Origin of the sequence: [Flexibacter] sp. ATCC 35103, from assembly GCF_001975985.1 — a bacterium.
GTDB lineage: Bacteria > Bacteroidota > Bacteroidia > Flavobacteriales > Flavobacteriaceae > Flavobacterium.
In genome coordinates, this window is the sequence record NZ_MTQF01000004.1 from 583,932 (window position 1) to 605,637 (window position 21,706).

Here is a 21,706-nt window from a genome sequence, read left to right on the forward strand (position 1 = left end):
ACTTTAAATAATAAACAAAAAAAAATGAAAAAAACTTTACTACTCTTATTGATTTTAATCTCGTCAAAAATTTTCGCTACAGATGTTAGTGGCAATGTCTTTTTAGATAATTTAACCGATTTTTCAAATTGCTTAATTACGTTTACTCCAGTTTCGCCAAGTGCTGTACAGGCGCAAACCACATCACAATCAAACGGTAATTTTATTGCAAATTTGGCAAATGGAGTTTACAATATTAAATATGAAAAATCAGGTTACCAAACCTATGAATTATTAAACGTTTTTGTTAGTACCGCTTTAGTATTAAATAATGTAACACTGTCTTCTAATAACTTAATTCTTGTAAGTGGTAATGTAAGTGGGGCATGGACCAAAGGAAATACTTATAAAGTAACAGGAGATATTATTGTCCCGTTTGGTCAAACATTAACTATCGAGAAAGGTGTTGAAATAAAATTTGATGGTTATTACTCCCTAACTGTGAATGGGACTATACTTGCAAATGGTTCTAAAGACAATTATATTAAATTCACATCTGCTAAAGCTATTCCAACAAATCAAGATTGGAACCAGATAACAATCAATAGTACAACAACATCAATAATGGACTATTGCATTATAGAATATGGTAAAATCTATGATATTAATAATAACTACGAATCCTTTATAAATATAAATGGCAACTTTAACTTGACTAATTCTATTATTAGGAATTCAAATAAGGAAGCGATAAGAACTCGTAGTTCTTCTAATGGGAATGTTAATATAATTAACAATAAAATTTACAATTGTTCTTACGGAATTTTATCTGGAGGAACTGGCAAAATAATAATTCGCAATAATGAAGTACATGATAATACATTATTCGGTATTTATATTGGGATGGATTCCAATTCTATAATTGTAGAAGGAAATACAGTTTATAATTGTAATTATATGGGAATATTAGTTTCATCTAATATAAGAGTAGAACGAAATATTGTATTTAATAATAAGTATTATGGAATATTTACTGAATATAGCAAACCAACTATTGTTAACAATACAGTAATGTTTAACCAAAATGGTATTGGGCTATATGATAATGAGACATTCAAGATAACAAATCCAATTATCAATTCCAACATTATAACTAATAACTTGTACTATGGAATTCATTCTCAAGGAGTAAACAAACCAGATTCAGTTTCCTATAATTTAATATATAATAATGGTTCGGGAGTTGGAAATCTTTTACCAGTTGGTGTTGGTTCGGTAATTACAGTAAATAAAAATAACATCCCATCTGATGCTTATTATAACATATTTGTTGACCCAGAATTTGAATCTACTATTCAAACAGAAAGCACTTTTTGCTCTTTAAGAAGTGATTCACCAGCGGTCAATGCCGGGGATCCTTCAATAATTGTATGGAATGGCACAATCGTAGATATTGGCGCAAAAGAATTGGGAGGAAATTTATCTACAGGAGTAATTACAAAACCTAAAGTGACAAGTGTAAAAGTTTTCCCTAATCCAACTACCAATTATTTATCTTTTGAAACTAATGAAAATTCGGCATTTGATTCAATCAAATTTTTCGATATCAATGGTAAAAATATAGATGAAATTAAGTTAAACGAATCAACATCATCTTATCAATGGAAAACACCTGCTAATCTTAATAAAGGAGCTTACTTGTACATTATTATGAATGGTAAATCAGTTATAGATTCTGGAAAATTTATTAAAATCTAATTTGTATAACTAAATCTGATAATTAATATTTCTAATCGAATTGAAGATGATTACAGACCGAAATTATTAATAAAAAGAAAAAAAATGAAAACTATATTAAACAAATTAATCAACCACGAAGTTCTTACTAAAGAAGAAGCAAAAAACGTGTTGATTAATATTTCGAGCGGTCAATATAATCCAAGTCAGATTTCGGCATTTTTGACTGTTTTTATGATGCGAAGCATTACAATTGATGAACTTTCGGGTTTTCGTGAAGCTTTATTAGAATTATGCGTTCGTGTTGATTTATCAGCTTACAATACAATCGATTTATGCGGAACTGGTGGTGACGGAAAAGATACGTTCAACATCTCAACTTTGGCATCTTTTATTTCAGCCGGAGCAGGAATAAAAGTCGCAAAACACGGAAATTATGGCGTTTCATCGATTTCAGGATCGAGTAATGTCATGGAAAAAATGGGAATCAAATTCAGCAACGATGCTGCGTTTTTAGAAAATTGTATGGACAAAGCGGGAATTTGTGTTTTACATGCTCCCCTATTTCACCCGGCGATGAAAAATGTTGGACCAATTAGAAAAGAATTGGCAGTAAAAACATTCTTTAATATGTTGGGACCAATGGTAAATCCATCATTTCCACAAAATCAATTGGTTGGAGTTTTTAATTTGGAACTGGCTAGAATGTATGCTTATTTATATCAAAATACGGATATCAATTTCACGATTTTACATTCGCTTGACGGATATGATGAAATCTCCTTAACAGGTCCAACCAAAACGATCACATCAAATATGGAAGGAATGTTAAATCCTTCAGATTTTGGCGTTAAACTTTTATCACAAAACGAAATCGAAGGCGGAAAAACCATCGAACAATCCGCTGATATGTTCATTAATATTCTATCCGGAAAAGGAACTGAGGCACAGAACAATGTAGTTTGTGCAAATGCCGCAATGGCAATTGCTACCGTTACAAAATGCTCTCCACTAGAAGGATTTGAATTGGCAAAAGAAAGTCTCTTCTCCGGAAGAGGATTGAAAGCGTTAAATAAATTGAAAGAATTAAATAAGTAAATTTAGTTTCAAGTTTTCTTTGTTTCAGGTTTCAAGTTATTGGAACGCAGCCTGAAACTTGAAACCTGAAACCTGAAACAAAAAAATCATGAATATTTTAGATAAAATAATATTTGATAAACAACGAGAAGTTGTTCTTAAAAAATCGATCATTCCGGTTTCGCAATTGGAAAGTTCTGTTTTTTTTGAAAGAGAAACCATTTCTTTAAGTCAAAAACTAAGAACAAGTTCAACAGGAATTATTGCAGAACACAAACGTCGTTCTCCATCAAAATCAGTAATCAATCATAGTTTTACGGTTGAAGAAGTAGTTAAAGGTTACGAAAATGCAGGTGCTTGCGGAATTTCGGTTTTAACGGACGGAAAATATTTTGGAGGTTCTCTTGATGATTTACTTTTAGCAAGGGCGAGCGTAAATATTCCGCTATTGCGAAAAGAATTTATTGTCGATGAATACCAAATTCTGGAAGCTAAAGCATTTGGTGCCGATTTAATTTTATTGATTGCAGCAGTTCTAACACGCGAAGAAATCAAATCATTATCAGAATTTGCAAAGAAATTAGGATTAGAAGTTCTATTGGAAGTTCACAATCAGGAAGAACTGGAAAAATCTATTATGCCAACTCTTGATATGATTGGTGTAAACAACAGAAACTTAAAAACTTTTGAAGTAAGCCTTGATTTCAGTAAACAACTGGCATCGCAAATTCCGGATGATTTTGTAAAAGTATCCGAAAGTGGAATCTCATCCATCGAAGCCATTCATGAACTAAGACCTTACGGTTATAAAGGTTTCTTAATTGGAGAAAACTTCATGAAAACCGACAATGCCGGGAAAGCAGCTATTGACTTTATTAGTCAGCTGTAGGCTTTAAGCTTCAAGCAATAAGCCTTCTTAAAATTACTAATTTAGCCTAAAGCCTACAGCTTAAAGCTTAAAGCATCAAAACAATGAAACTCAAAATATGCGGCATGAAATATCCTGAGAATATTCTCGAAGTAGGCGCACTCCTACCCGATTATATGGGATTTATATTCTATGAGAAATCTGCTCGATATTTTACAGGAACAATTCCAGAACTTATAAAAACTATCAAAAAAACAGGTGTTTTTGTACATGAATCTATTGAGAATATTATAATCAAAATAAAAGAACACAATTTACAAGCGGTTCAGTTACACGGAGATGAATCTGTTGAATATTGTGAGGAATTAAAAAATAAAATCAATAAGGAAATCGAAATCATAAAAGTGTTTTCAGTTGGAGACAATTTTGATTTTGAAGTTTTAAAACCTTTCGAAAATGTGTGTGATTATTTTCTGTTTGATACTAAAGGAAAATTACCGGGAGGAAACGGAACGACTTTCGATTGGAAAATATTAAAAAATTATAAATCTGATAAGCCCTTTTTCTTAAGCGGCGGTATTGGAATAGAAGAAATAGCAGCGATTAAAAATCTAAAATTACCGGTTTACGCTATTGATGTAAACAGTAGATTTGAAATCGAACCTGGATTAAAAAACAAAAACTTATTAACCAATTTCAAAAGAAAACTTGAAATTGTCAACCTTTAAAATTTCAAAAAATGAATTTTAACGTCAATGAAAAAGGATATTATGGAGAATTTGGAGGGGCTTACATTCCTGAAATGCTCTATCCAAATGTAGAAGAATTACGCCAGAATTATTTAAAAATAACAAGCGAGCCAGACTTTAAAGCCGAGTTTGACCAATTGCTAAAAGATTATGTAGGACGTCCAAGTCCGCTTTATTTTGCAAAACGTTTATCTGAAAAATACAACACCAAAGTTTACTTAAAAAGAGAAGACTTAAACCATACCGGAGCGCATAAAGTAAACAATACAATTGGGCAAATATTAGTTGCAAAACGTTTGGGTAAAAAGAGAATTATTGCCGAAACAGGAGCTGGTCAACACGGCGTAGCAACTGCAACGGTTTGTGCTCTTATGGGAATGGAATGTATCGTTTATATGGGCGAAATCGACATTGCACGCCAGGCACCAAACGTGGCACGTATGAAAATGTTAGGCGCTGAGGTTCGCCCGGCACTATCAGGTTCAAGAACTTTGAAAGATGCTACGAATGAAGCTATTCGCGATTGGATCAATAATCCGGTTGACACACATTATATTATTGGTTCTGCAATTGGGCCGCATCCTTATCCGGATATGGTGACGCGTTTTCAGAGTGTAATTTCCGAAGAAATAAAATGGCAGTTAAAAGAAAAAGAAGGACGCGAAAATCCTGATTATGTAGTTGCTTGTATTGGTGGCGGAAGTAATGCAGCAGGAACTTATTATCACTTTTTACACGAGCCTGAAGTGGGAATTATTGCCGTTGAAGCTGCCGGAAAAGGCGTTGATAGCGGTCATAGTGCCGCAACAAGTAAATTAGGAAAAGTTGGTGTTATTCACGGTTGTAAAACATTGTTAATGCAAACTCCAGACGGACAAATTACGGAACCCTATTCTATTTCTGCAGGTTTGGATTATCCCGGAGTTGGACCAATGCACGCACATTTGGCACAAACCGGTCGTGGCGAATTTTTCTCTGTTACTGATGATGATGCTATGAATGCAGGTTTGCAATTGACTAAATTAGAAGGAATTATTCCGGCGATAGAAAGTGCACATGCTTTTGCCGTTTTAGATCAAAAGAAATTTAAACCAACAGATATTGTAGTCATCAGTCTTTCAGGTCGTGGAGATAAAGATTTAGATAATTATATTGATTATTTTAAATTGTAATATAAATCGTAATTTGGGCGTTCCCGCCGAAAAAGGCGGGCGGGCTATCCGCTATATTCCCGATCAACAAAAACTACAGCTAAAAAGCCTTGTTTTTCTAAATCGGGAGATACCGCCTCAAACGAAGTTCACTGAACTCCATTAAAAAATAAAGTGAAGTGAAGTAATCCCTAACGCAAAAAACAAACAAAGAGAAAAATAGTAATTTATGGAAAAGTTATTCTCATACGGAACATTAAGATCGAAACAAATTCAAATGCAGCTTTTTAATAAAGTCCTGACTGGAACTCCTGACCAGCTGCTGGGTTATAAACTAAAAAGTCTGCAAATTGAAGAAGAATTTGGAATGGCAGACTATGTTGTAGCTGTACCCAGCACAGATTCTTCAGATCCTATACATGGTGTTGCTTTTAATATTTTGGCTTCGGATTTAGCTAAAGTAGATATATTCGAATCAAATTCATACAAAAGAGTTCAGGTTAAATTGAAGTCCGGGACTGTTGCGTGGGTTTATATAGAAAATAAATAATCGAAGTAAAAATGATTCTAGCCGCTGCACAAACAAAACCAAAACGAGGAGATATTGAAGCTAATTTATTAGATCATTATCGTCTTATAGAATTGGCTGTGCAAAATAAAGCACAATTAATCGCATTTCCTGAAATGTCTCTTACAGGTTATGAAAGAGAAAATGCGCAACAATTGATTTTTAAAAAAGAAGATTCAAGATTAGATCATTTAAAAAAATTGGCTGTCGAAAATAATATTGTAATTATTGCCGGAGCTCCAATTCAAATTGATTCGGAAATGTTTATTGGTGAATTTGTAATTTCTCCTGACAATTCAGTTGAAATCTATACGAAGCAGTTTTTACATGAAGGAGAAGATGATTTTTTTCAATCTTCATTCAATTATAATCCAATGATTACGATTGAAAACCAAAAGATTTCATTTGCTATTTGCGCTGATATTGATAATCCGTTACATCCGGAAAATGCCTGCAAAAGAGAAACAGATATTTATATCGCCAGTATTTTCTTTTCACCAAACGGAATTCCGAATGCGTATCGTGATTTACAAAATTATGCAAGGAAACATGAAATGAATGTTTTGATGTCGAATTTCAGTGGTGAATCCTGGGGATCTCCTTCGGCAGGACAAAGTGCTTTTTGGAATAACAAAGGCGAATTAATTGGTCAAATGAACGATTCAGATTCCGGATTATTATTGATCGAAAATCAAAATGATAATTGGACAAGTAAAATTGTAAAAAAATAAAAAATAATGCCACAGATTTCACAGATTAAAACAGATTTTTTATTTCACGCAGATTCTGCAGATTACAGCAGATTTAATTAAAATTATTAAAAAAAAATCTGCGCGAATTAGCTTAAATCAATTTAAATCTGCGTGAAATAAATTTATAGCTAATCAGTGAAAATCATTTAATCAGTGGCAAAACTTAATAACATACCTAACAGATTTTGGAAACCTGTTAGAAAATAAACGATATTAAAATGAACAGAATAACTCAAAAATTACAAGAAGATAAAAAGATACTTTCTATTTATTTTTCTGCAGGATATCCTAATTTGAATGATACCGTTCAAATCATTCAGGATTTAGAAAAAAATGGTGTTGATTTAATCGAAATTGGTTTGCCTTTTAGTGATCCATTGGCAGATGGACCAACAATTCAGGCGAGTTCTACACAAGCACTTCATAACGGAATGACCACTCAAATTCTTTTTGATCAGCTGAAAGATATCCGTAAAAGTGTAAAAATTCCATTGATTATTATGGGATATTTCAATCCGATGTTACAATACGGAGTGGAAGCATTCTGTAAAAAATGTGCCGAAATTGGTATCGATGGTTTAATTATTCCTGATCTGCCGGTTGATGTTTATGCGGATGAATACAAAGCAATTTTCGAAAAATACGGATTAATAAATGTGCTCCTGGTTACACCGCAAACATCTGATGAACGTATTCGTTTTATCGATAGCGTTTCGAACGGATTTATTTATATGGTAAGTTCTGCAAGTGTTACAGGTTCTCAATCAGGTTTTGGGAACATTCAGGAAGATTATTTCGAAAGAATCTCAAATATGAACCTTAAAAACCCACAAATTATTGGTTTCGGAATTTCAAATAAAGAAACTTTTAATCAGGCTACTAAATTTGCAAAAGGAGCTATAATTGGTAGTGCTTTTATCAAACATTTGAGCGAAAGCGGTTCTGGAAAAATTGAGCAGTTTGTTGGTGAGATTCGATAATTGATTTTCTTTTAAATATATAATGAGATCTAGTTTGTAATTTCGACGAAGGAGAAATCTTCGCAAGTAACTCCGCAACGAGAATCTAATCTTTGTCGAGCTTCTCGTGGAGATTTCTCCTTCGTCGAAATTACAAGATTGGGTTCTGATGGCGAATGATGGATTAAAATCCATCCCTACAATATATTTTGTTCCTATGGAACTATTTTGTAAAATTGCGTTGAAATCATCTATTCGTAGCAACGGATTTTAATACGTTGAATAAAGCAAAAAATAATTTTTATCGCAGAAATCGAAATGACAAAATTGCGTTAATTAGAAAGCTGAAATAATATAACTTATAATATTATTTCAGCTTTTTCGCTATAAACATTAGCCTTAAAGCGCATTTTACTCCAAAAACCACTACATGGTTTTCTGTTAAAATTTTGTTAAAATAAAATTAAACAACTGTTTAAATTAAACGCTTGTTTAATTTTGTACACAATTAGAAACAATACCATGTCAAACTTCGAATTTAACGATAAAAAAATTCAGATTCTTGAGGTTGCTGAAAAGCTATTTTCTGAAAAAGGATTTGAAGGTACATCTATACGGGATATCTCCAAACATGCAAAAATAAATATTGCAATGGTTTCGTATTATTTTGGTTCTAAAGAAAGATTGCTAGAGGCTTTAATTATCTACAAAACATCAGATTTAAAACTGCAACTGGAAAATTTATTACAGGAAAATCTCGAACCTATTGAAAAAGTCAATAAATTAATCGAAATTTACATTAACAGAATTAGCTGTAACAAAGGAATTTTCAGGGTTTTACATTTTGAACTGAACTCAAAAAACAGAGAAAAAAGCATGGCAGCTTTTACAGAATTAAAAAAAGGAAATTTAAAATCTGTTGAAAGTATTATTACACAAGGTCAGTCAAAAGGTGTTTTCAGGAAAGATGTTATCATTCCGCTTATTACTCCTACTATCATTGGAACCTTTTTTCACTTTCATATGAATAAACCTTTCTTCGAAGAATTATTGAATCTAAAAACAGACGCATTGTACAATGATTATATTAAAACCAGTCTTACAAAGCACATTCAACAAACTATAAAAGCGCTACTTGTTTATGAAAATTAGTCAATTAATGCTCTTTGGAGTTTTCTTTATCGGAATATCTTCAGTAGAAGCACAAGAAAAAACAAGTTTAACCTTGGACGAAGCCGTTAAATTGGCCTGGGAAAAAAGTAACGAAGTTACGCTTGCCAGTACTAAGGTAAACACAAAAAAGTACGAATTACAAGAGGTTAAAAACAATCAGTATCCGGATATTAAAGTTTCCGGACAATACCAACGTCTTACAAAGGCGTCGATTGATATGCCTAATCAGGGCGAAAGTTCTTCTTTAGCTTCTCCTGACAGAGCAATGATTGGAATGGCAAATTTAAGCTTACCTCTTTTTGCAGGATTTAAAATTCAAAATAGCATTAATGCATATGATAACTTATATGAAGCTGAAAATGCAAATGCTTCTAAAACAAGAGAAGATGTTGCTTTAAGAGTTATTACGTATTATACTGCTTTGTATAAGGCTCAAAAAACCCTTGATGTTTTAAATGAAAATCAAAAAAGCGCCAAACAGCGTGTTACTGATTTTATTGAATTAGAGAAAAACGGAATCATCCCAAGAAATGATTTATTGAAGTCACAATTATTAGTTTCAAAAACACAATTATCTATTGATGAAGCTACTAATAACCTTAATAACATCAACTTTTATCTAACTACTTTACTTAAGCTGGATCCAAGTACAAAACTTCAGGTTAATGAAGAGGATTTCTTTAATTTAAAAACGAGTAATGCTCCAACATCTGATGCTTTAGCTTTACAAAACAGAAAAGATTTAGAAGCTATTCGTTTTCAACAAAAAGCTTCTGAAGCTAACATTAAAGTAGCAAGAGCAGCATACTATCCTACATTAGCATTACTTGGTGGTTATACTGCATTAGATCTTAAAGATATTATCACTGTAAAATATGCGATGAACTTTGGTCTGGGTTTAACGTATGATATCTCCGGAATTTACAAAAATAGTGCTCACGTAAGAGAAGCTGAAAGCAGAGCGCTTGAAGTTAAAAATACAGAAGCTGTAATGACAGATCGTATTAAAGTTGAGGTTCAGAAATCTATTGAAGATTATGACCTGGCTATTAATCAAAGTGTTGTTTATGACGAAGCGCTTCAACAGGCATCTGAAAATTACAGACTTGTAAAAGATAAGTTCGACAATGGTTTAGCTGACACCAATGATTTGGTTGAGGCCGATGTTGAGCAACTAAGCGCAAAAATCAATACTGCTGTATCTAAAGCAACTATTATTCAAAAATATTACGAATTACTTTCAGTATCAGGACAATTATCACAATCATTCAATCTTTCTAAAATATAATCGATAGCTCTCATGGAAAAGAAAAAAACAAATACTAAATTCATCATCATACTAACCGTATTGATTTTAGTGGGCGGAACTTACGGAATAACAAAATACATGCACTCATTGGCTCATGAAGAAACAGATGATGCCCAAATCGAGAAAAAAATGAATCCAATTATTCCAAGAGTATCTGGATATATTAGCAAAGTGTATGTAAAAGATAATGACTTTGTAAAAAAAGGAGATACTTTATTTACTATCGATAAAAGAGATTACCAATTAAAGATTGATGAAGCTAACGCTGCATTACTAGGTGCTGAAGGTCAATATGAAGCTGCAAAGGCTGATATTGGAAGTGCAAATGCAAACATCTCAGTTTCTGATGCTCAAATGAGATCTGCAAGTGGTTCTATCGAAAGTGCTAAGATTAGATTGAGACAAATTACAAACGATTATAACCGTTACAGTAATTTGTATAAAACACATACGATTACAAAACAACAATATGAGCAGGCATTATCTGCAAAAGATGAAGCTGAAAATCAAGTACGTGTTTTAGAACAACAACAAAGAGCCAGTTCTTATCAAAAATCAGTGATTCAGTCAAAATCTAAAGTTTCAGACAAACAAACTGAAGTTGCTGCTGCAAATATTAAAAGAGCAAAAACAATGTTGGATGTTGCACATTTAAACTTAACGTATACTGTTGTAACTGCAGCAATTGATGGTCAGGTTTCTAAAGTAGACATTCAGCCGGGACAATTAGTTCAGCCAGGACAATCTTTATTTTATATCATCAATAATAATGAAGCCTGGGTTGTTGCAAACTTTAAAGAAACGCAATTAAACAAAATGGTTGTGGGACAAAAAGTAAGCTTAAAAGTTGATGCTTATCCTAAGTACGAATTCAAAGGTACATTAACTTCATTTTCTCCTGCTACGGGATCACGTTTTTCATTATTACCTCCTGATAACGCAACGGGTAACTTCGTAAAAACAATTCAGAGATTACCGGTAAAAATTAGTTTAGATGAATCAAACGATCCTGAAAAAGTAAAATTACTAAGACCAGGAATGAATGTTGACGTAGACGTACATTTAAAATAAAATAATGACAGCAGTACAAGGAGACGACGATTTAGTAGAATACGGATATAGACGTGTGATCATTACGATTACCGCAGTACTTTGTGCACTGCTGGAAATTGTAGACACAACGATTGTAAACGTAGCACTAACAGACATGCGAGGTAGCCTTGGTGCTACTTTGACTGATGTGGCTTGGGTAATTACAGCGTACGCAATTGCGAATGTAATTGTAATTCCGATGACGAGTTGGCTTTCGCAGCAATTTGGGAGACGTAACTATTTTGTGGCTTCTATCATAATATTTACAGTCTGCTCCTTTTTGTGTGGTAACGCCAGTAATATTTGGGAACTGGTCGCTTTTAGGTTTGTGCAAGGTATGGGTGGTGGTGCCCTGCTTGTAACAGCCCAAACGATTATTACCGAAAGTTATCCTGTGGCAAAACGTGGTATGGCGCAAGCAATTTACGGAATGGGTGTAATTGTTGGCCCAACCTTAGGTCCGCCTTTGGGAGGATATTTAGTAGATAACTATTCCTGGCCATATATATTTTACATCAATATTCCGTTAGGAATTATCGCTACTATTCTGGCGCTTACTTTCGTAAGAAGTCCGAAATACGGAGAAAAACTAAAAGCAAATCAGGTTGACTGGTGGGGAATTATATTATTAGCCGCATTTATTGGATCGTTACAATTCGTTCTGGAACACGGACAACAAGATGATTGGTTTAATGATTCGCTTATTGTAACCTTAAGTGTAGTTACCGTTCTTGGATTGATTTTATTTGTTTGGAGAGAGCTTACTTATAAACATCCAATTGTAAACTTAAGTGTTTTAAAAGATGGTAACTTAAGAATTGGAACCGTAATGTGTTTTATTCTTGGTTTTGGTTTATACGGATCGACTTTGATTATCCCAATTTACACGCAGTCTATTTTAGGATGGACAGCCACTGATGCCGGATTATTATTGATTCCGGGATCGATTACAACCGCGATAATGATGCCATTTGTGGGTAATATGATTCAAAAAGGGGTTCCGCAAGGATATATGGTTGGAATAGGATTTTTAATCTTCTTCTTCTTTACCTTTATGATGAGAAACCGTCTTACACCTGATACTGGAGTAGAACATATGTATTGGCCTTTGATTTTAAGAGGAATTGGTTTAGGATTACTTTTTGTGCCTATTACAACACTTTCGCTTTCTACATTAAAAGGAAAACATATTGGTGAAGGAGCTGCTTTTACGGGAATGATGAGACAATTAGGAGGATCATTTGGTATTGCAATCATTACCACTTTTATTACTCGTTTGAGCCAGGAACACAGAGTTAATTTATTAACGAATTTAGATCCTGCAAATTATCAGGTTCAACAACGCATTATTGGAATGCAAAAAGCTTTTGAAGCGAAAGGCTATAGCGCTGATGTTGCCCTTAAAAAAGCCTACCAGGCAATAGATTACGCAGTCTTAAAACAAAGTACAGTGATGTCGTACATGGATATATTCATGTATTTGGGAATCATGTTCTTATTCTGTATACCAATTATTCTTTTCATTAAAAAAGGAAAAAACAAAATTGATCCTGCTGATGCAATGCATTAATAATAATTGATTTATAATACGAAAAAGCCGGACTAAATAAATAGTCCGGCTTTTTTATTTTTATATAATGATATTCTGGAAGAGATTGAAATTGTTTCCTACAATATTTTTTGAATTTGAAGGATTGAAATCCTTCTCTACAATATGATCCGAGTCTCCGACTCTCTAATAAAAAACTTAGAACCTTAGCAAATCAGCCTCTTAGCAACTTCCTAAAAAATCTATCTCGTAAAAACTAAATGATTTCCTTCAGAAAGATTGGCATCAAAATGATATCCTTCATAATTAAAACCTTTTAGGTCATCAATTGTTTCAGCATTCGTATCAATAATATAACGAACCATCATTCCTCTCGCCTTTTTAGCAAAGAAGCTGATGATTTTTAATTTTCCGTCTTTATAATCTTTAAAATCCGGAGTAATAACAGGAACTTTTAAAGCCTTAACATCAACTGCCGAAAAATATTCGTTACTAGCCAAATTCACGAATAACTCTCCTTTTTCTAATTCTTTGTTTAAAGCTTTAGTAACGGTTGGTTTCCAGAATTCGTGCAGATTTTTATATTCACCAATTGGCAATTTCGTTCCCATTTCTAGACGATATGCCTGCATTAGATCCAATGGTTTTAAAACACCATAAAGACCGGATAGAATTCTAAGTTTGTTTTGTAAAACTTCAACCTTTTCAAGCGGAATTGTATACGCATCCAATCCTGTATAAACATCTCCGTCAAAAGTATAAATTGCCGGACGTGCATTTTCAGGCGTAAAAGGTGTTTTCCAATCCTGATTTCTTTTCCAATTTAAATCTGATAATTTATCTGATATTGACATTAATTCAGATAATTCAGCTGGCTTTTTTTCTTTTAAAACTTTATGAACCTGGCGCGCTTCTTTTAAAAAAGCCGGTTCTGTATATTGAGGAGTTGGTAATTCTTTTTCGAAATTTAATGACTTCGCGGGCGATATAACAATTTTCATGTGTGCGTTTTTATAGAACTCAAAAATACAAATTGAATTTCTAAAAAAATATTATTGCAATTGATTTGTTTGATAGTAGTATAAATGTTTTTTGCTACTTTTTTACGCCACGAATTCACGAATTTCTCTTTTTAAATTGACTATGATTCGTGAAATTCCACGCTATCTTATTTTGTTTTAATAAAATTTGATACCTGAAACTGTGAATTTGTTCAAAAAAGTCAACAATACATTATTATAGGCATTTTCTATGTTGTAAATTTGCAGCTATAAAATTCCAAATAACATTCAATATAAAATTGAAAGTTGTATTCTAAGTATTAGCCACGAATTCACGAATTAACTTTTTTTAAATTAATTATAAAAAATTCGTGAATTCGTGGCGGAAAAATTTAGATCATGACAAAAATATTATATCAACTGGAAAGTTATCAAATAATGGGAATTTTATTTGATGTTCATAGAAATTTAGGTGGAGGTTTTTCTGAAATCGTTTACAAAGACGCTTTAGAATATGAATTTAGAAAAGCAAATATTCCATTTGAAAGAGAAAAAGAATATTTAGTAAATTATAAAGACATAATATTGAATCACAGATTTTATGCTGATTTTGTTTTGTTTGATAAAATAATACTTGAAATAAAATCAAGTGATTTTCTACATCCCAAACACATTTCACAATGTCTAAATTATCTAAAAGTTTCTAAAAGCAATTTGACAATTTTAGCAAACTTTAATTCTATCTCACTTGAATACAAACGTATTATTTTATAAAAATTAGTGAATTCGTGGCTATACAAACAAACTATAAAACAGCATTAGAACATAAAATCTTCGGAATAATTTCGAAAGCATCTCAGGAACTCAACGTTGACAGTTATGTTATTGGGGGTTTTGTCCGGGATTTGCTTTTAAACCGTGGTTCAAAAAAAGACATTGATGTTGTTGCTGTTGGTAGCGGGATCGAACTGGCTTTGAAAGTTTCTGAATTACTTCCTAAAAAACCAAAAGTACAAGTTTTTAAAACATACGGAACTGCCATGTTGCGTTTTGAAGATACTGACATTGAATTTGTTGGTGCCCGAAAAGAGTCTTATAATTTTGACAGCAGAAATCCTATTGTCGAAAACGGAACTCTCGAAGACGATCAAAATCGTCGTGATTTTACCATCAATGCTTTGGCTTTATCACTAAACGAAAAAACATTTGGAGATCTTTCTGATCCATTTAATGGTTTGGCAGATTTAGAGAATAAAACGATTAAAACGCCTTTAAATCCAGATATTACGTATTCTGATGATCCGTTGCGAATGCTTCGTGCGATTCGTTTTGCAACACAATTGAATTTCGAAATCGAAAAAAACTCTCTTGACGCAATCACTAAAAATGCAGATCGTATTAAAATTATCTCTGGCGAAAGAATTGTAGACGAATTAAACAAAATTTTATCTACGCCTAAACCTTCAACAGGATTTTTACTTTTATATAAAACCGGACTTTTAGACATCATTTTACCTGAGCTAACGGCTTTGAATCAGGTAGAAGAAATTGAAGGTCATACACATAAAAACAATTTTTATCATACACTTGAAGTTGTAGATAATATTTGCCCAAATACAGATGATGTTTGGTTGCGTTGGTCCGCTTTGCTGCATGATATTGGAAAAGCACCAACAAAACGTTTCACTAAAAAACAAGGATGGACTTTTCACGGACATGAATTTTTAGGCGGAAAAATGGCTAAAAGAATATTCGAACGTTTGCATATGCCATTAAACCACAAAATGAAATTTGTTCAAAAAATGGTTATTATGAGTTCGCGCCCAATTGTTCTGGCTCAGGATATTGTGACTGACAGTGCGGTTCGCCGTTTGGTTTTTGATGCCGGTGAAGATGTCGAAGATTTAATGACATTATGTGAAGCTGATATTACTACCAAGAATCCGTCGAAATTCAAGAAATATCATAAAAACTTTGAAATCGTTCGCAAGAAAATTGTTGAAGTCGAAGAACGAGATCATGTTCGTAATTTTCAACCGCCAATTTCCGGCGAAGAAATTATGGAAATATTTGATTTAAAACCTTCGCGCGAAATTGGAATTTTGAAAGAAGCCGTTAAGGAAGCTATTTTAGAAGGTGATATCCCAAATGAATATCAGGCTGCTTATGATTTTATAATTAAAAGAGCAGAAAAATTAAAATTAACGCCTAAAAAATAATGGATCTATTAGGGACTATTTTTTGTATTATTTTAATATTAGTAGTCTTAGTAACTAATATTATTTTTATTAGAAAAATTAATAGAACGAACGATAGTCACTATAAATATAAAATCTTATTTTTTTTAATGAGTATTGCTTCGATATCTGCTATAATGATTACAGGTGCGATATTTCAAAATGTAGTTTTAATTGATTATTTTAAAATAACAATAAATATTGAAAGCTATCAATATAGAATAATAGTTATGACAGTGATATTAATTATCAATATTATAGCAAACTTTACTTTATTAAAGCTTTATTTAAAAAGAAGAGAAAGAAAAAGCAAAAACAAAATTAACGAGATTGAATTAATTGGAAAAGAATGAAAAAAGAGAATAAATCAGTAATCATTTGGTTACTATCAGGTTGTGTTTTATTGTTTTTAATGGTTGTTGTTGGCGGAATTACCCGTTTAACTAATTCAGGTTTATCAATGACAGACTGGCATTTGGTAACGGATACTTTTCCACCTTTGACGGATGCAAAATGGAATGAAGCTTTTGAGCAATACAAGAAATTTCCTGAGTATCAAAAAATCAACATTCACAACGATTTTCAATTAGCCGATTATAAGTTTATTTACTTCTGGGAATGGTTTCACCGTTTTATCGGAAGAATTATTGGATTGGTTTTCTTTGTACCATTTGTTTATTTCTTAATCAGAAAAAAACTGGATCGTGACACTATCAAAAAATGTGTTGTTCTTCTGGCAATGGGAGGTTTTCAAGGTTTTCTTGGATGGTTTATGGTTCGTAGTGGATTAATTGACAATCCTGATGTTAGTCATTTCAGATTATCACTACATTTAACTTTTGCTTTTATCACTTTTGCATATACTTTGTGGGTTGCACTTGATTTAATTTATCCGGAAAGAACAATTACTAAAGTGATTCCGCTTCGAAATATCGCCCGATTTGCGTTGGTTGCTTTACTAATTCAAATCATTTATGGTGGTTTTGTAGCAGGTTTAAATGCCGGATTAATACACAATCACTGGCCTTTAATGAGTGACGGACAATTTATACATGATTCTGTTTTTATAGAACAATCTAGTTTGGTCAAAAATTTAATCGAAGGTAAAAGTGGTGTTCAGTTTGTACACAGAACTTTTGCTTATGTTGTTGTGGCTTTTATTCTGTTTTTATATTACAAAAGCACAAAATTTGCGCTTACCAGAACGCAGTCAAACGGAATTAAAACTTTAGTTATTTTTGTATTTATACAGTTTGCATTGGGTGTTTTTACACTTTTATATAGTGTTCCGCTGGCTTTAGGTTTAATTCACCAAATTATGGCTTTCTTCCTTTTAAGCGCCATGACTTTTACTTTGCACAGATTGAGTAAATAAATAAATAAATAACTGTAAATAAAAAAATCCTTCAGCCGAAGGATTTTTTTGTAATTGATGCTAAATATTTGCCTAATCTTTGTGTTAACCGGATTGAAATCCGGCTCTACAAAATAATTCGAGCCTACGGCTCTTTCATGTTAGATCAAATTCCGTAGGAATGGCTAATATTGTAGAGCCGGATTTCAATCCGGTTTACCCATAGAGCAATTAATCTGCTAGATATTTTATTCGTAATGAGACATTTTATTGTTCAACCGGATTAAACAAGATTTATCCAAGCCAATTTTTAAAATCCTGTACTTTCTCGCGGCTTACAATTACCTCATCTTCTTTATAAGTTGGCAAAATCACTTTTAAGCGGGAGTTTGTATATACCTGAATTTCTTTTATTGCTGTAAGCGGAACAATAAATTTACGGCTAACACGAAAAAAATCTTTCATGTCCAGTTCCTGCTCCAGAACTTCTAAAGTCGAATCGATTAAATAGTTTCTATTGTCGAAAGTATGAATATAAGTTCCTTTGTTTTCACTAAAAAAACATTCGATTTCGTCAGCAGTAATTACTTTTAAATGCTGACCAATTTTCACAGTAAATCTCTTTTTATAATTTTTCTCGAAAGGATTTGACAACATTTGGCGTATTTGCTCAAAGTCAAGCTGCAGGTTTTGATTTCCTGAATCTGTTTTAGGAATTCGGGATTTAAATTTCGTAACGGCAATTTCTAAATCATCTTCGTCAATTGGTTTTAAAAGATAATCAATACTATTTAGTTTGAACGCCTTTAAAGCATATTCATCATAAGCAGTTGTAAAAATAATGGCACTTTGAATGTTTATTTTTTCGAAAATCTCAAACGACAAACCGTCTGACAACTGAATATCCAGAAAAATCAAATCAGGATGTTCATTATTGGTAAACCAATGAATTGATTCTTCTACAGAGTGCAGCATGGTTTCTACAGCAATATCTAACTTTTCGAGTTTACGCTGCAACAATCTCGCTGCCGGTTTTTCGTCTTCTATAATTAATGTGGTCATTTAATACAATGCAAAAATTGAAAATTCAGTCTAAAATTACTCCCATTTATTTTTATTCTCAGCATCTTTATCCATATATTTTTGGATTTTCTTTTGCTCCCAATTGTCACTAAAGAAAATATTTGGTCCAAACACTGCAAATGCGTGTATCAGCAACGCTATTCCCCAATAAAAAGCTGTCGAATAAATCTCCCAATCTCTAAAACCTCTTACTTCAATATGATTTCCTGCATAAAAATGACTTCCAAGATAAGTTCTATTCAAACTTGAAACAATGATAATAATATTTACTAAAATATAAACTTTCAAATGCGAATAAAATCCTTTAATCTTCTTTACTTTTTTGTACGCAACATTATAACTTTCATCTGTACTAAATTCGTGTCTGTAATCTTCATACATACGCTGTCTAAATCTTCCCATTTTATCTTGAATTAAATTATTGCCATTTATTTTTATTCTGTCTTTCTTTTTCCATCAATTCCTGGATTTTTCTTTCTTCCCATCCTTTTCCAAGAACCGGGAATACTTCAAAAACCTTTAATCCATGAAAAACAACTCCAAATCCCCACCACATCAAAGGCCAGTAAAACCACAAATGATTAGGTGATGTATATAAATTGATAAAAATTAAAATTGCGTTTACTAATAAAAAAGAAGTCAGATTTCCGTAAAATCCCTTAATATTTTCGACTTTCTTTTTTGCAATATAATATTTGTCCTCTTCGTTTAAATTTACTTCCATGATTACTCCCATTTTTGTTTTTTTACTTTTTTCTCTAAAATACTTTTCATTTTACGTTCCTCCCATTCTTCATTAAAGATTTTATAAGAGGCAAACAAATCAATAGCCGAAACTAAAAATACACTCGTCCAGATTATCATGACTACATTATTTAAATATTTTATTGGAAAAAAATTCAGAGGCACTCCGTAATATTCTTTTAGAACAAAAGCAATTAATCCAATAGTATAAATAAAAGCATGAATATAAAAGGACTTAAGCTTAATGACCTTTTTGCTGAAAAATTCTTCAAATTCAAAGTTTTCATGGTCTTTGTTGCAATTTGGTTCCATGACTATTTCCAGCTTTGCTTGTTATTTTCTTTCTCTAAAATCTCTCTGATTTTTCGTTCTTCCCAATCTGAGCTGTAACCAAAAACCTTAAAAGCATGCATCGTAATCCCAAATCCCCAGCCTAAAGCCGAAAACCAAAACCATTGAAATCCGGGAGAGAATCTTAAATTTATAAATATCAAAAACGGAATTACACAACAATAGGATATGATATTTGCATAGAATCCTTTTAACTCTTCTACTCTTTTTTTAGCTCTGAAATAGGCTTTATTTTCATCGCTGTATTCTGCACTTGTTTCCATAACTGTAACTTGTTTGGTTAAAATTGGAATTTTGACTGTGAAATTTTTCTCGTTTTGTTCAATCAATACTTTTCTGTTGGTTATAATTCCGTATCGATTTACAATATTCTGTAAACCAACTCCTTGCCTGTCTTGTAGAACTTCTTTCTTTTGAAAATCATTTTGAATCGCCAGATAGTCTCCATCAATAAAAATCCTGATATGCAATGGTTTTTGCTCGCTTACAACATTGTGTTTTACTGTATTCTCTAATAAAAGCTGCAACGATAATGGAACCACTTTTGCATCCGGATTTATATTTGTTGTTGGCAATTCGTAAAACAAACTATTCTCGAAACGCATTTTCAACAAATTCATGTAGGTTTTTGCAAATGATAATTCATCTTCTACAGATACCAGTTCTTTATCTTTTTGCTCTAAAACGTAGCGATAAATTTTAGATAAAGAAGTTGTAAATCGCTGCGCATTATCCGGATTTTCTTCAATTAAAGAACTTAAAACGTTTAAACTATTAAACAGAAAATGCGGATCGATTTGATTTTTTAAACTTTCGAATTTAGCATTTGCCGTTCCTGCAATGATCTTTTGTTGTGTTATTTCAAATTTTGATGCCTGTTTCCATTTTACCATAAAACTTCTGGCTTGCAAAAAAGTAGAAACTCCTAAAGATAAAATGATATAAAAAAGGTGTACCCAGATCATTCTTTCATTAAAAAACCTTTCGAGAGGTAAATGCTGAATTACAACAAAAATGATATAATTGATTCCTAAAACCGCCGGAACGGTGTAGAGAACCGTAACCAGAATTCCGTAATAAACCCTGAGATTTGTTTGTTCGAGCCAATCCCACTTTTTATCTAAAAGAACATTTAAAAATCCATTTCCAAAACCAAGTCCAAATGAATACAAACAACTTAAAAAGAACGTAATTGCTACATTTTTTACATTAAAATCAGCTCCTAAAAAAGCAGAGAATATTACTGTAAAGACCATAGAAATCCTGAAACATATTATTGTTCCACTTTTTAAACTAGAAAATGAGTTTCTATGATCTTTCATTATAATTTGCTTTTATTTAATTTTATTTTTTACAGTTTTTCTGAGTTTCCAAAGCTCTGTCTAATCCCCATTTTGGCGAAAAAGGAGTTGCCGGTTTAAAAGTAGCAAAAAGTTCAACAGCTTTATCAACTTGCGCACAAAGTGGTTTTGTGTCAACACCTGTCCATTTTGCACCGCCTAATGCGTAATCAGCTTCTCCAAAAACAATTCTTGGGTTATTTGGATCGATCGCTTTTCCTTTTGCATAAGCTTCCATCACTTTAGCCGAATATTTCATTCCGTTAGTCATTGGATCTGCAACTACATAACCTGTGTAAATCAAAGCCTGCAGGGCGTATAACTCAGCATTATTTTGATCTTTAATCAATTCAATATCTAGTGCGTCTTGTGCTTTTGTCAATAACAAATCGATTTTTGTTTTATCTTTTTCGCTAAAAGCTGATGTAGTGTTGATTAAAGCTACATAATAATTGGGCAAATAACTTGTTTTTTCTGCGGCAGCAATTCTTTCAAATAATGCTGACGCTTCTGTATTTTTCCCTTCTTTCCAAAGCCCGAAAGCTTTTCCCATTCCTTGTTCAAACTGTGTTTGTGCAGAACTTACTACGACTACAAATAATGCTACTAAAGTGATGATTTTTTTCATTTTAT

General features: G+C 32.5%; 23 protein-coding genes. 16 read left to right on the forward strand and 7 right to left on the reverse strand.

Annotation, left to right across the window (positions count from 1 at the left end; translation table 11 throughout):
* Positions 1-24 precede the first annotated feature (24 nt).
* From BXU01_RS10510 to BXU01_RS10565, 12 genes are all read left to right on the forward strand, one after another.
* The gene (locus BXU01_RS10510; RefSeq protein WP_165689776.1) at positions 25-1,737 is read left to right on the forward strand and encodes a right-handed parallel beta-helix repeat-containing protein; all 1,713 of its coding nucleotides are present in this window, start codon (positions 25-27) and stop codon (positions 1,735-1,737) included.
* Between the two features lie 84 nt (positions 1,738-1,821).
* Positions 1,822-2,814, forward strand: coding sequence for an anthranilate phosphoribosyltransferase (trpD, locus tag BXU01_RS10515; RefSeq protein WP_083693169.1), 993 nt, complete (start codon positions 1,822-1,824; stop codon positions 2,812-2,814).
* Positions 2,815-2,902: 88 nt separating this feature from the next.
* Positions 2,903-3,682: an indole-3-glycerol phosphate synthase TrpC gene (gene trpC, locus BXU01_RS10520; protein ID WP_083693170.1), complete on the forward strand. Its 780-nt coding sequence runs from the start codon at positions 2,903-2,905 to the stop codon at positions 3,680-3,682.
* Positions 3,683-3,765: 83 nt separating this feature from the next.
* A complete protein-coding gene (locus BXU01_RS10525; RefSeq protein ID WP_083693171.1) occupies positions 3,766-4,389 on the forward strand; it encodes a phosphoribosylanthranilate isomerase in 624 nt (207 codons plus the stop codon).
* 11 nt (positions 4,390-4,400) lie between these two features.
* On the forward strand, positions 4,401-5,582 hold the full coding sequence (gene trpB, locus BXU01_RS10530; RefSeq protein ID WP_055095721.1) for a tryptophan synthase subunit beta: 1,182 nt from the start codon (positions 4,401-4,403) through the stop codon (positions 5,580-5,582).
* Between the two features lie 208 nt (positions 5,583-5,790).
* The gene (locus BXU01_RS10535; RefSeq protein WP_083693172.1) at positions 5,791-6,111 is read left to right on the forward strand and encodes a gamma-glutamylcyclotransferase family protein; all 321 of its coding nucleotides are present in this window, start codon (positions 5,791-5,793) and stop codon (positions 6,109-6,111) included.
* 11 nt (positions 6,112-6,122) lie between these two features.
* Positions 6,123-6,860: a carbon-nitrogen hydrolase family protein gene (locus BXU01_RS10540; RefSeq protein ID WP_083693173.1), complete on the forward strand. Its 738-nt coding sequence runs from the start codon at positions 6,123-6,125 to the stop codon at positions 6,858-6,860.
* Between the two features lie 239 nt (positions 6,861-7,099).
* On the forward strand, positions 7,100-7,861 hold the full coding sequence (gene trpA / locus BXU01_RS10545; RefSeq protein ID WP_083693174.1) for a tryptophan synthase subunit alpha: 762 nt from the start codon (positions 7,100-7,102) through the stop codon (positions 7,859-7,861).
* Positions 7,862-8,362: 501 nt separating this feature from the next.
* The gene (locus BXU01_RS10550) at positions 8,363-8,992 is read left to right on the forward strand and encodes a TetR/AcrR family transcriptional regulator (protein ID WP_055095710.1); all 630 of its coding nucleotides are present in this window, start codon (positions 8,363-8,365) and stop codon (positions 8,990-8,992) included.
* A complete protein-coding gene (locus tag BXU01_RS10555; protein ID WP_083693175.1) occupies positions 8,982-10,301 on the forward strand; it encodes a TolC family protein in 1,320 nt (439 codons plus the stop codon). Before BXU01_RS10550 ends, BXU01_RS10555 begins: the two co-directional genes overlap by 11 nt.
* Before the next feature lie 12 nt (positions 10,302-10,313).
* Complete coding sequence (locus BXU01_RS10560; protein ID WP_055095702.1) at positions 10,314-11,393, forward strand: HlyD family secretion protein; 1,080 nt, start codon at positions 10,314-10,316, stop codon at positions 11,391-11,393.
* A 4-nt stretch (positions 11,394-11,397) separates the two neighbouring features.
* Positions 11,398-12,984, forward strand: a complete 1,587-nt coding sequence (locus tag BXU01_RS10565; RefSeq protein ID WP_083693176.1) for a DHA2 family efflux MFS transporter permease subunit — start codon at positions 11,398-11,400, stop codon at positions 12,982-12,984.
* Positions 12,985-13,205: 221 nt separating this feature from the next.
* Here the strand turns inward: BXU01_RS10565 and yaaA are convergent, their stop codons facing one another.
* Positions 13,206-13,964, reverse strand: coding sequence for a peroxide stress protein YaaA (yaaA, locus tag BXU01_RS10570; RefSeq protein WP_083693177.1), 759 nt, complete (start codon positions 13,962-13,964; stop codon positions 13,206-13,208).
* A gap of 399 nt (positions 13,965-14,363) precedes the next feature.
* Between yaaA and BXU01_RS10575 the strand changes: the two genes are divergently transcribed.
* The 4 genes from BXU01_RS10575 (at position 14,364) to BXU01_RS10590 (ending at position 17,576) form a co-directional block, all read left to right on the forward strand.
* Positions 14,364-14,738 carry a GxxExxY protein gene (locus tag BXU01_RS10575; protein WP_083693178.1) on the forward strand — a complete coding sequence of 125 codons (375 nt, stop codon included), beginning with the start codon at positions 14,364-14,366 and terminating at the stop codon, positions 14,736-14,738.
* A 14-nt stretch (positions 14,739-14,752) separates the two neighbouring features.
* On the forward strand, positions 14,753-16,183 hold the full coding sequence (locus BXU01_RS10580) for a CCA tRNA nucleotidyltransferase (protein ID WP_083693179.1): 1,431 nt from the start codon (positions 14,753-14,755) through the stop codon (positions 16,181-16,183).
* Positions 16,184-16,311: 128 nt separating this feature from the next.
* Entirely contained in the window at positions 16,312-16,554 is a 243-nt protein-coding gene (locus BXU01_RS10585; RefSeq protein ID WP_123774013.1) for a hypothetical protein, read from the forward strand.
* On the forward strand, positions 16,551-17,576 hold the full coding sequence (locus tag BXU01_RS10590; RefSeq protein ID WP_083693181.1) for a COX15/CtaA family protein: 1,026 nt from the start codon (positions 16,551-16,553) through the stop codon (positions 17,574-17,576). Before BXU01_RS10585 ends, BXU01_RS10590 begins: the two co-directional genes overlap by 4 nt.
* A 273-nt stretch (positions 17,577-17,849) precedes the next feature.
* On the opposite strand, the gene BXU01_RS10595 is transcribed toward BXU01_RS10590, so the two are convergent.
* From BXU01_RS10595 to BXU01_RS10620, 6 genes are read right to left on the reverse strand one after another with little or no spacing between them, the layout of a single operon-like run.
* The gene (locus tag BXU01_RS10595; protein ID WP_083693182.1) at positions 17,850-18,617 is read right to left on the reverse strand and encodes a LytTR family DNA-binding domain-containing protein; all 768 of its coding nucleotides are present in this window, start codon (positions 18,615-18,617) and stop codon (positions 17,850-17,852) included.
* A gap of 36 nt (positions 18,618-18,653) precedes the next feature.
* Positions 18,654-19,040, reverse strand: a complete 387-nt coding sequence (locus BXU01_RS10600) for a 2TM domain-containing protein (protein WP_083693183.1) — start codon at positions 19,038-19,040, stop codon at positions 18,654-18,656.
* Positions 19,041-19,056: 16 nt separating this feature from the next.
* Positions 19,057-19,362, reverse strand: coding sequence for a 2TM domain-containing protein (locus BXU01_RS10605; protein WP_241774986.1), 306 nt, complete (start codon positions 19,360-19,362; stop codon positions 19,057-19,059).
* Between the two features lie 2 nt (positions 19,363-19,364).
* Positions 19,365-19,694: a 2TM domain-containing protein gene (locus BXU01_RS10610; RefSeq protein WP_083693184.1), complete on the reverse strand. Its 330-nt coding sequence runs from the start codon at positions 19,692-19,694 to the stop codon at positions 19,365-19,367.
* 2 nt (positions 19,695-19,696) lie between these two features.
* Positions 19,697-21,055 (reverse strand): histidine kinase, encoded by a 1,359-nt coding sequence (locus tag BXU01_RS10615; protein WP_083693185.1) that lies wholly within the window; start codon positions 21,053-21,055, stop codon positions 19,697-19,699.
* A 22-nt stretch (positions 21,056-21,077) separates the two neighbouring features.
* Entirely contained in the window at positions 21,078-21,701 is a 624-nt protein-coding gene (locus tag BXU01_RS10620) for a hypothetical protein (protein WP_083693296.1), read from the reverse strand.
* Between the last annotated feature and the right edge of the window lie 5 nt (positions 21,702-21,706).

Coding starts and splice junctions, on each gene's coding strand:
- BXU01_RS10510 (WP_165689776.1), top strand. CDS start 25: ATGAAAAAAACTTTACTACTCTTATTGATTTTAATCTCGTCAAAAATT.
- trpD (WP_083693169.1), top strand. CDS start 1,822: ATGAAAACTATATTAAACAAATTAATCAACCACGAAGTTCTTACTAAA.
- trpC (WP_083693170.1), top strand. CDS start 2,903: ATGAATATTTTAGATAAAATAATATTTGATAAACAACGAGAAGTTGTT.
- BXU01_RS10525 (WP_083693171.1), top strand. CDS start 3,766: ATGAAACTCAAAATATGCGGCATGAAATATCCTGAGAATATTCTCGAA.
- trpB (WP_055095721.1), top strand. CDS start 4,401: ATGAATTTTAACGTCAATGAAAAAGGATATTATGGAGAATTTGGAGGG.
- BXU01_RS10535 (WP_083693172.1), top strand. CDS start 5,791: ATGGAAAAGTTATTCTCATACGGAACATTAAGATCGAAACAAATTCAA.
- BXU01_RS10540 (WP_083693173.1), top strand. CDS start 6,123: ATGATTCTAGCCGCTGCACAAACAAAACCAAAACGAGGAGATATTGAA.
- trpA (WP_083693174.1), top strand. CDS start 7,100: ATGAACAGAATAACTCAAAAATTACAAGAAGATAAAAAGATACTTTCT.
- BXU01_RS10550 (WP_055095710.1), top strand. CDS start 8,363: ATGTCAAACTTCGAATTTAACGATAAAAAAATTCAGATTCTTGAGGTT.
- BXU01_RS10555 (WP_083693175.1), top strand. CDS start 8,982: ATGAAAATTAGTCAATTAATGCTCTTTGGAGTTTTCTTTATCGGAATA.
- BXU01_RS10560 (WP_055095702.1), top strand. CDS start 10,314: ATGGAAAAGAAAAAAACAAATACTAAATTCATCATCATACTAACCGTA.
- BXU01_RS10565 (WP_083693176.1), top strand. CDS start 11,398: ATGACAGCAGTACAAGGAGACGACGATTTAGTAGAATACGGATATAGA.
- yaaA (WP_083693177.1), bottom strand. CDS start 13,964: ATGAAAATTGTTATATCGCCCGCGAAGTCATTAAATTTCGAAAAAGAA.
- BXU01_RS10575 (WP_083693178.1), top strand. CDS start 14,364: ATGACAAAAATATTATATCAACTGGAAAGTTATCAAATAATGGGAATT.
- BXU01_RS10585 (WP_123774013.1), top strand. CDS start 16,312: ATGAGTATTGCTTCGATATCTGCTATAATGATTACAGGTGCGATATTT.
- BXU01_RS10590 (WP_083693181.1), top strand. CDS start 16,551: ATGAAAAAAGAGAATAAATCAGTAATCATTTGGTTACTATCAGGTTGT.
- BXU01_RS10595 (WP_083693182.1), bottom strand. CDS start 18,617: ATGACCACATTAATTATAGAAGACGAAAAACCGGCAGCGAGATTGTTG.
- BXU01_RS10600 (WP_083693183.1), bottom strand. CDS start 19,040: ATGGGAAGATTTAGACAGCGTATGTATGAAGATTACAGACACGAATTT.
- BXU01_RS10605 (WP_241774986.1), bottom strand. CDS start 19,362: ATGGAAGTAAATTTAAACGAAGAGGACAAATATTATATTGCAAAAAAG.
- BXU01_RS10610 (WP_083693184.1), bottom strand. CDS start 19,694: ATGGAACCAAATTGCAACAAAGACCATGAAAACTTTGAATTTGAAGAA.
- BXU01_RS10615 (WP_083693185.1), bottom strand. CDS start 21,055: ATGAAAGATCATAGAAACTCATTTTCTAGTTTAAAAAGTGGAACAATA.
- BXU01_RS10620 (WP_083693296.1), bottom strand. CDS start 21,701: ATGAAAAAAATCATCACTTTAGTAGCATTATTTGTAGTCGTAGTAAGT.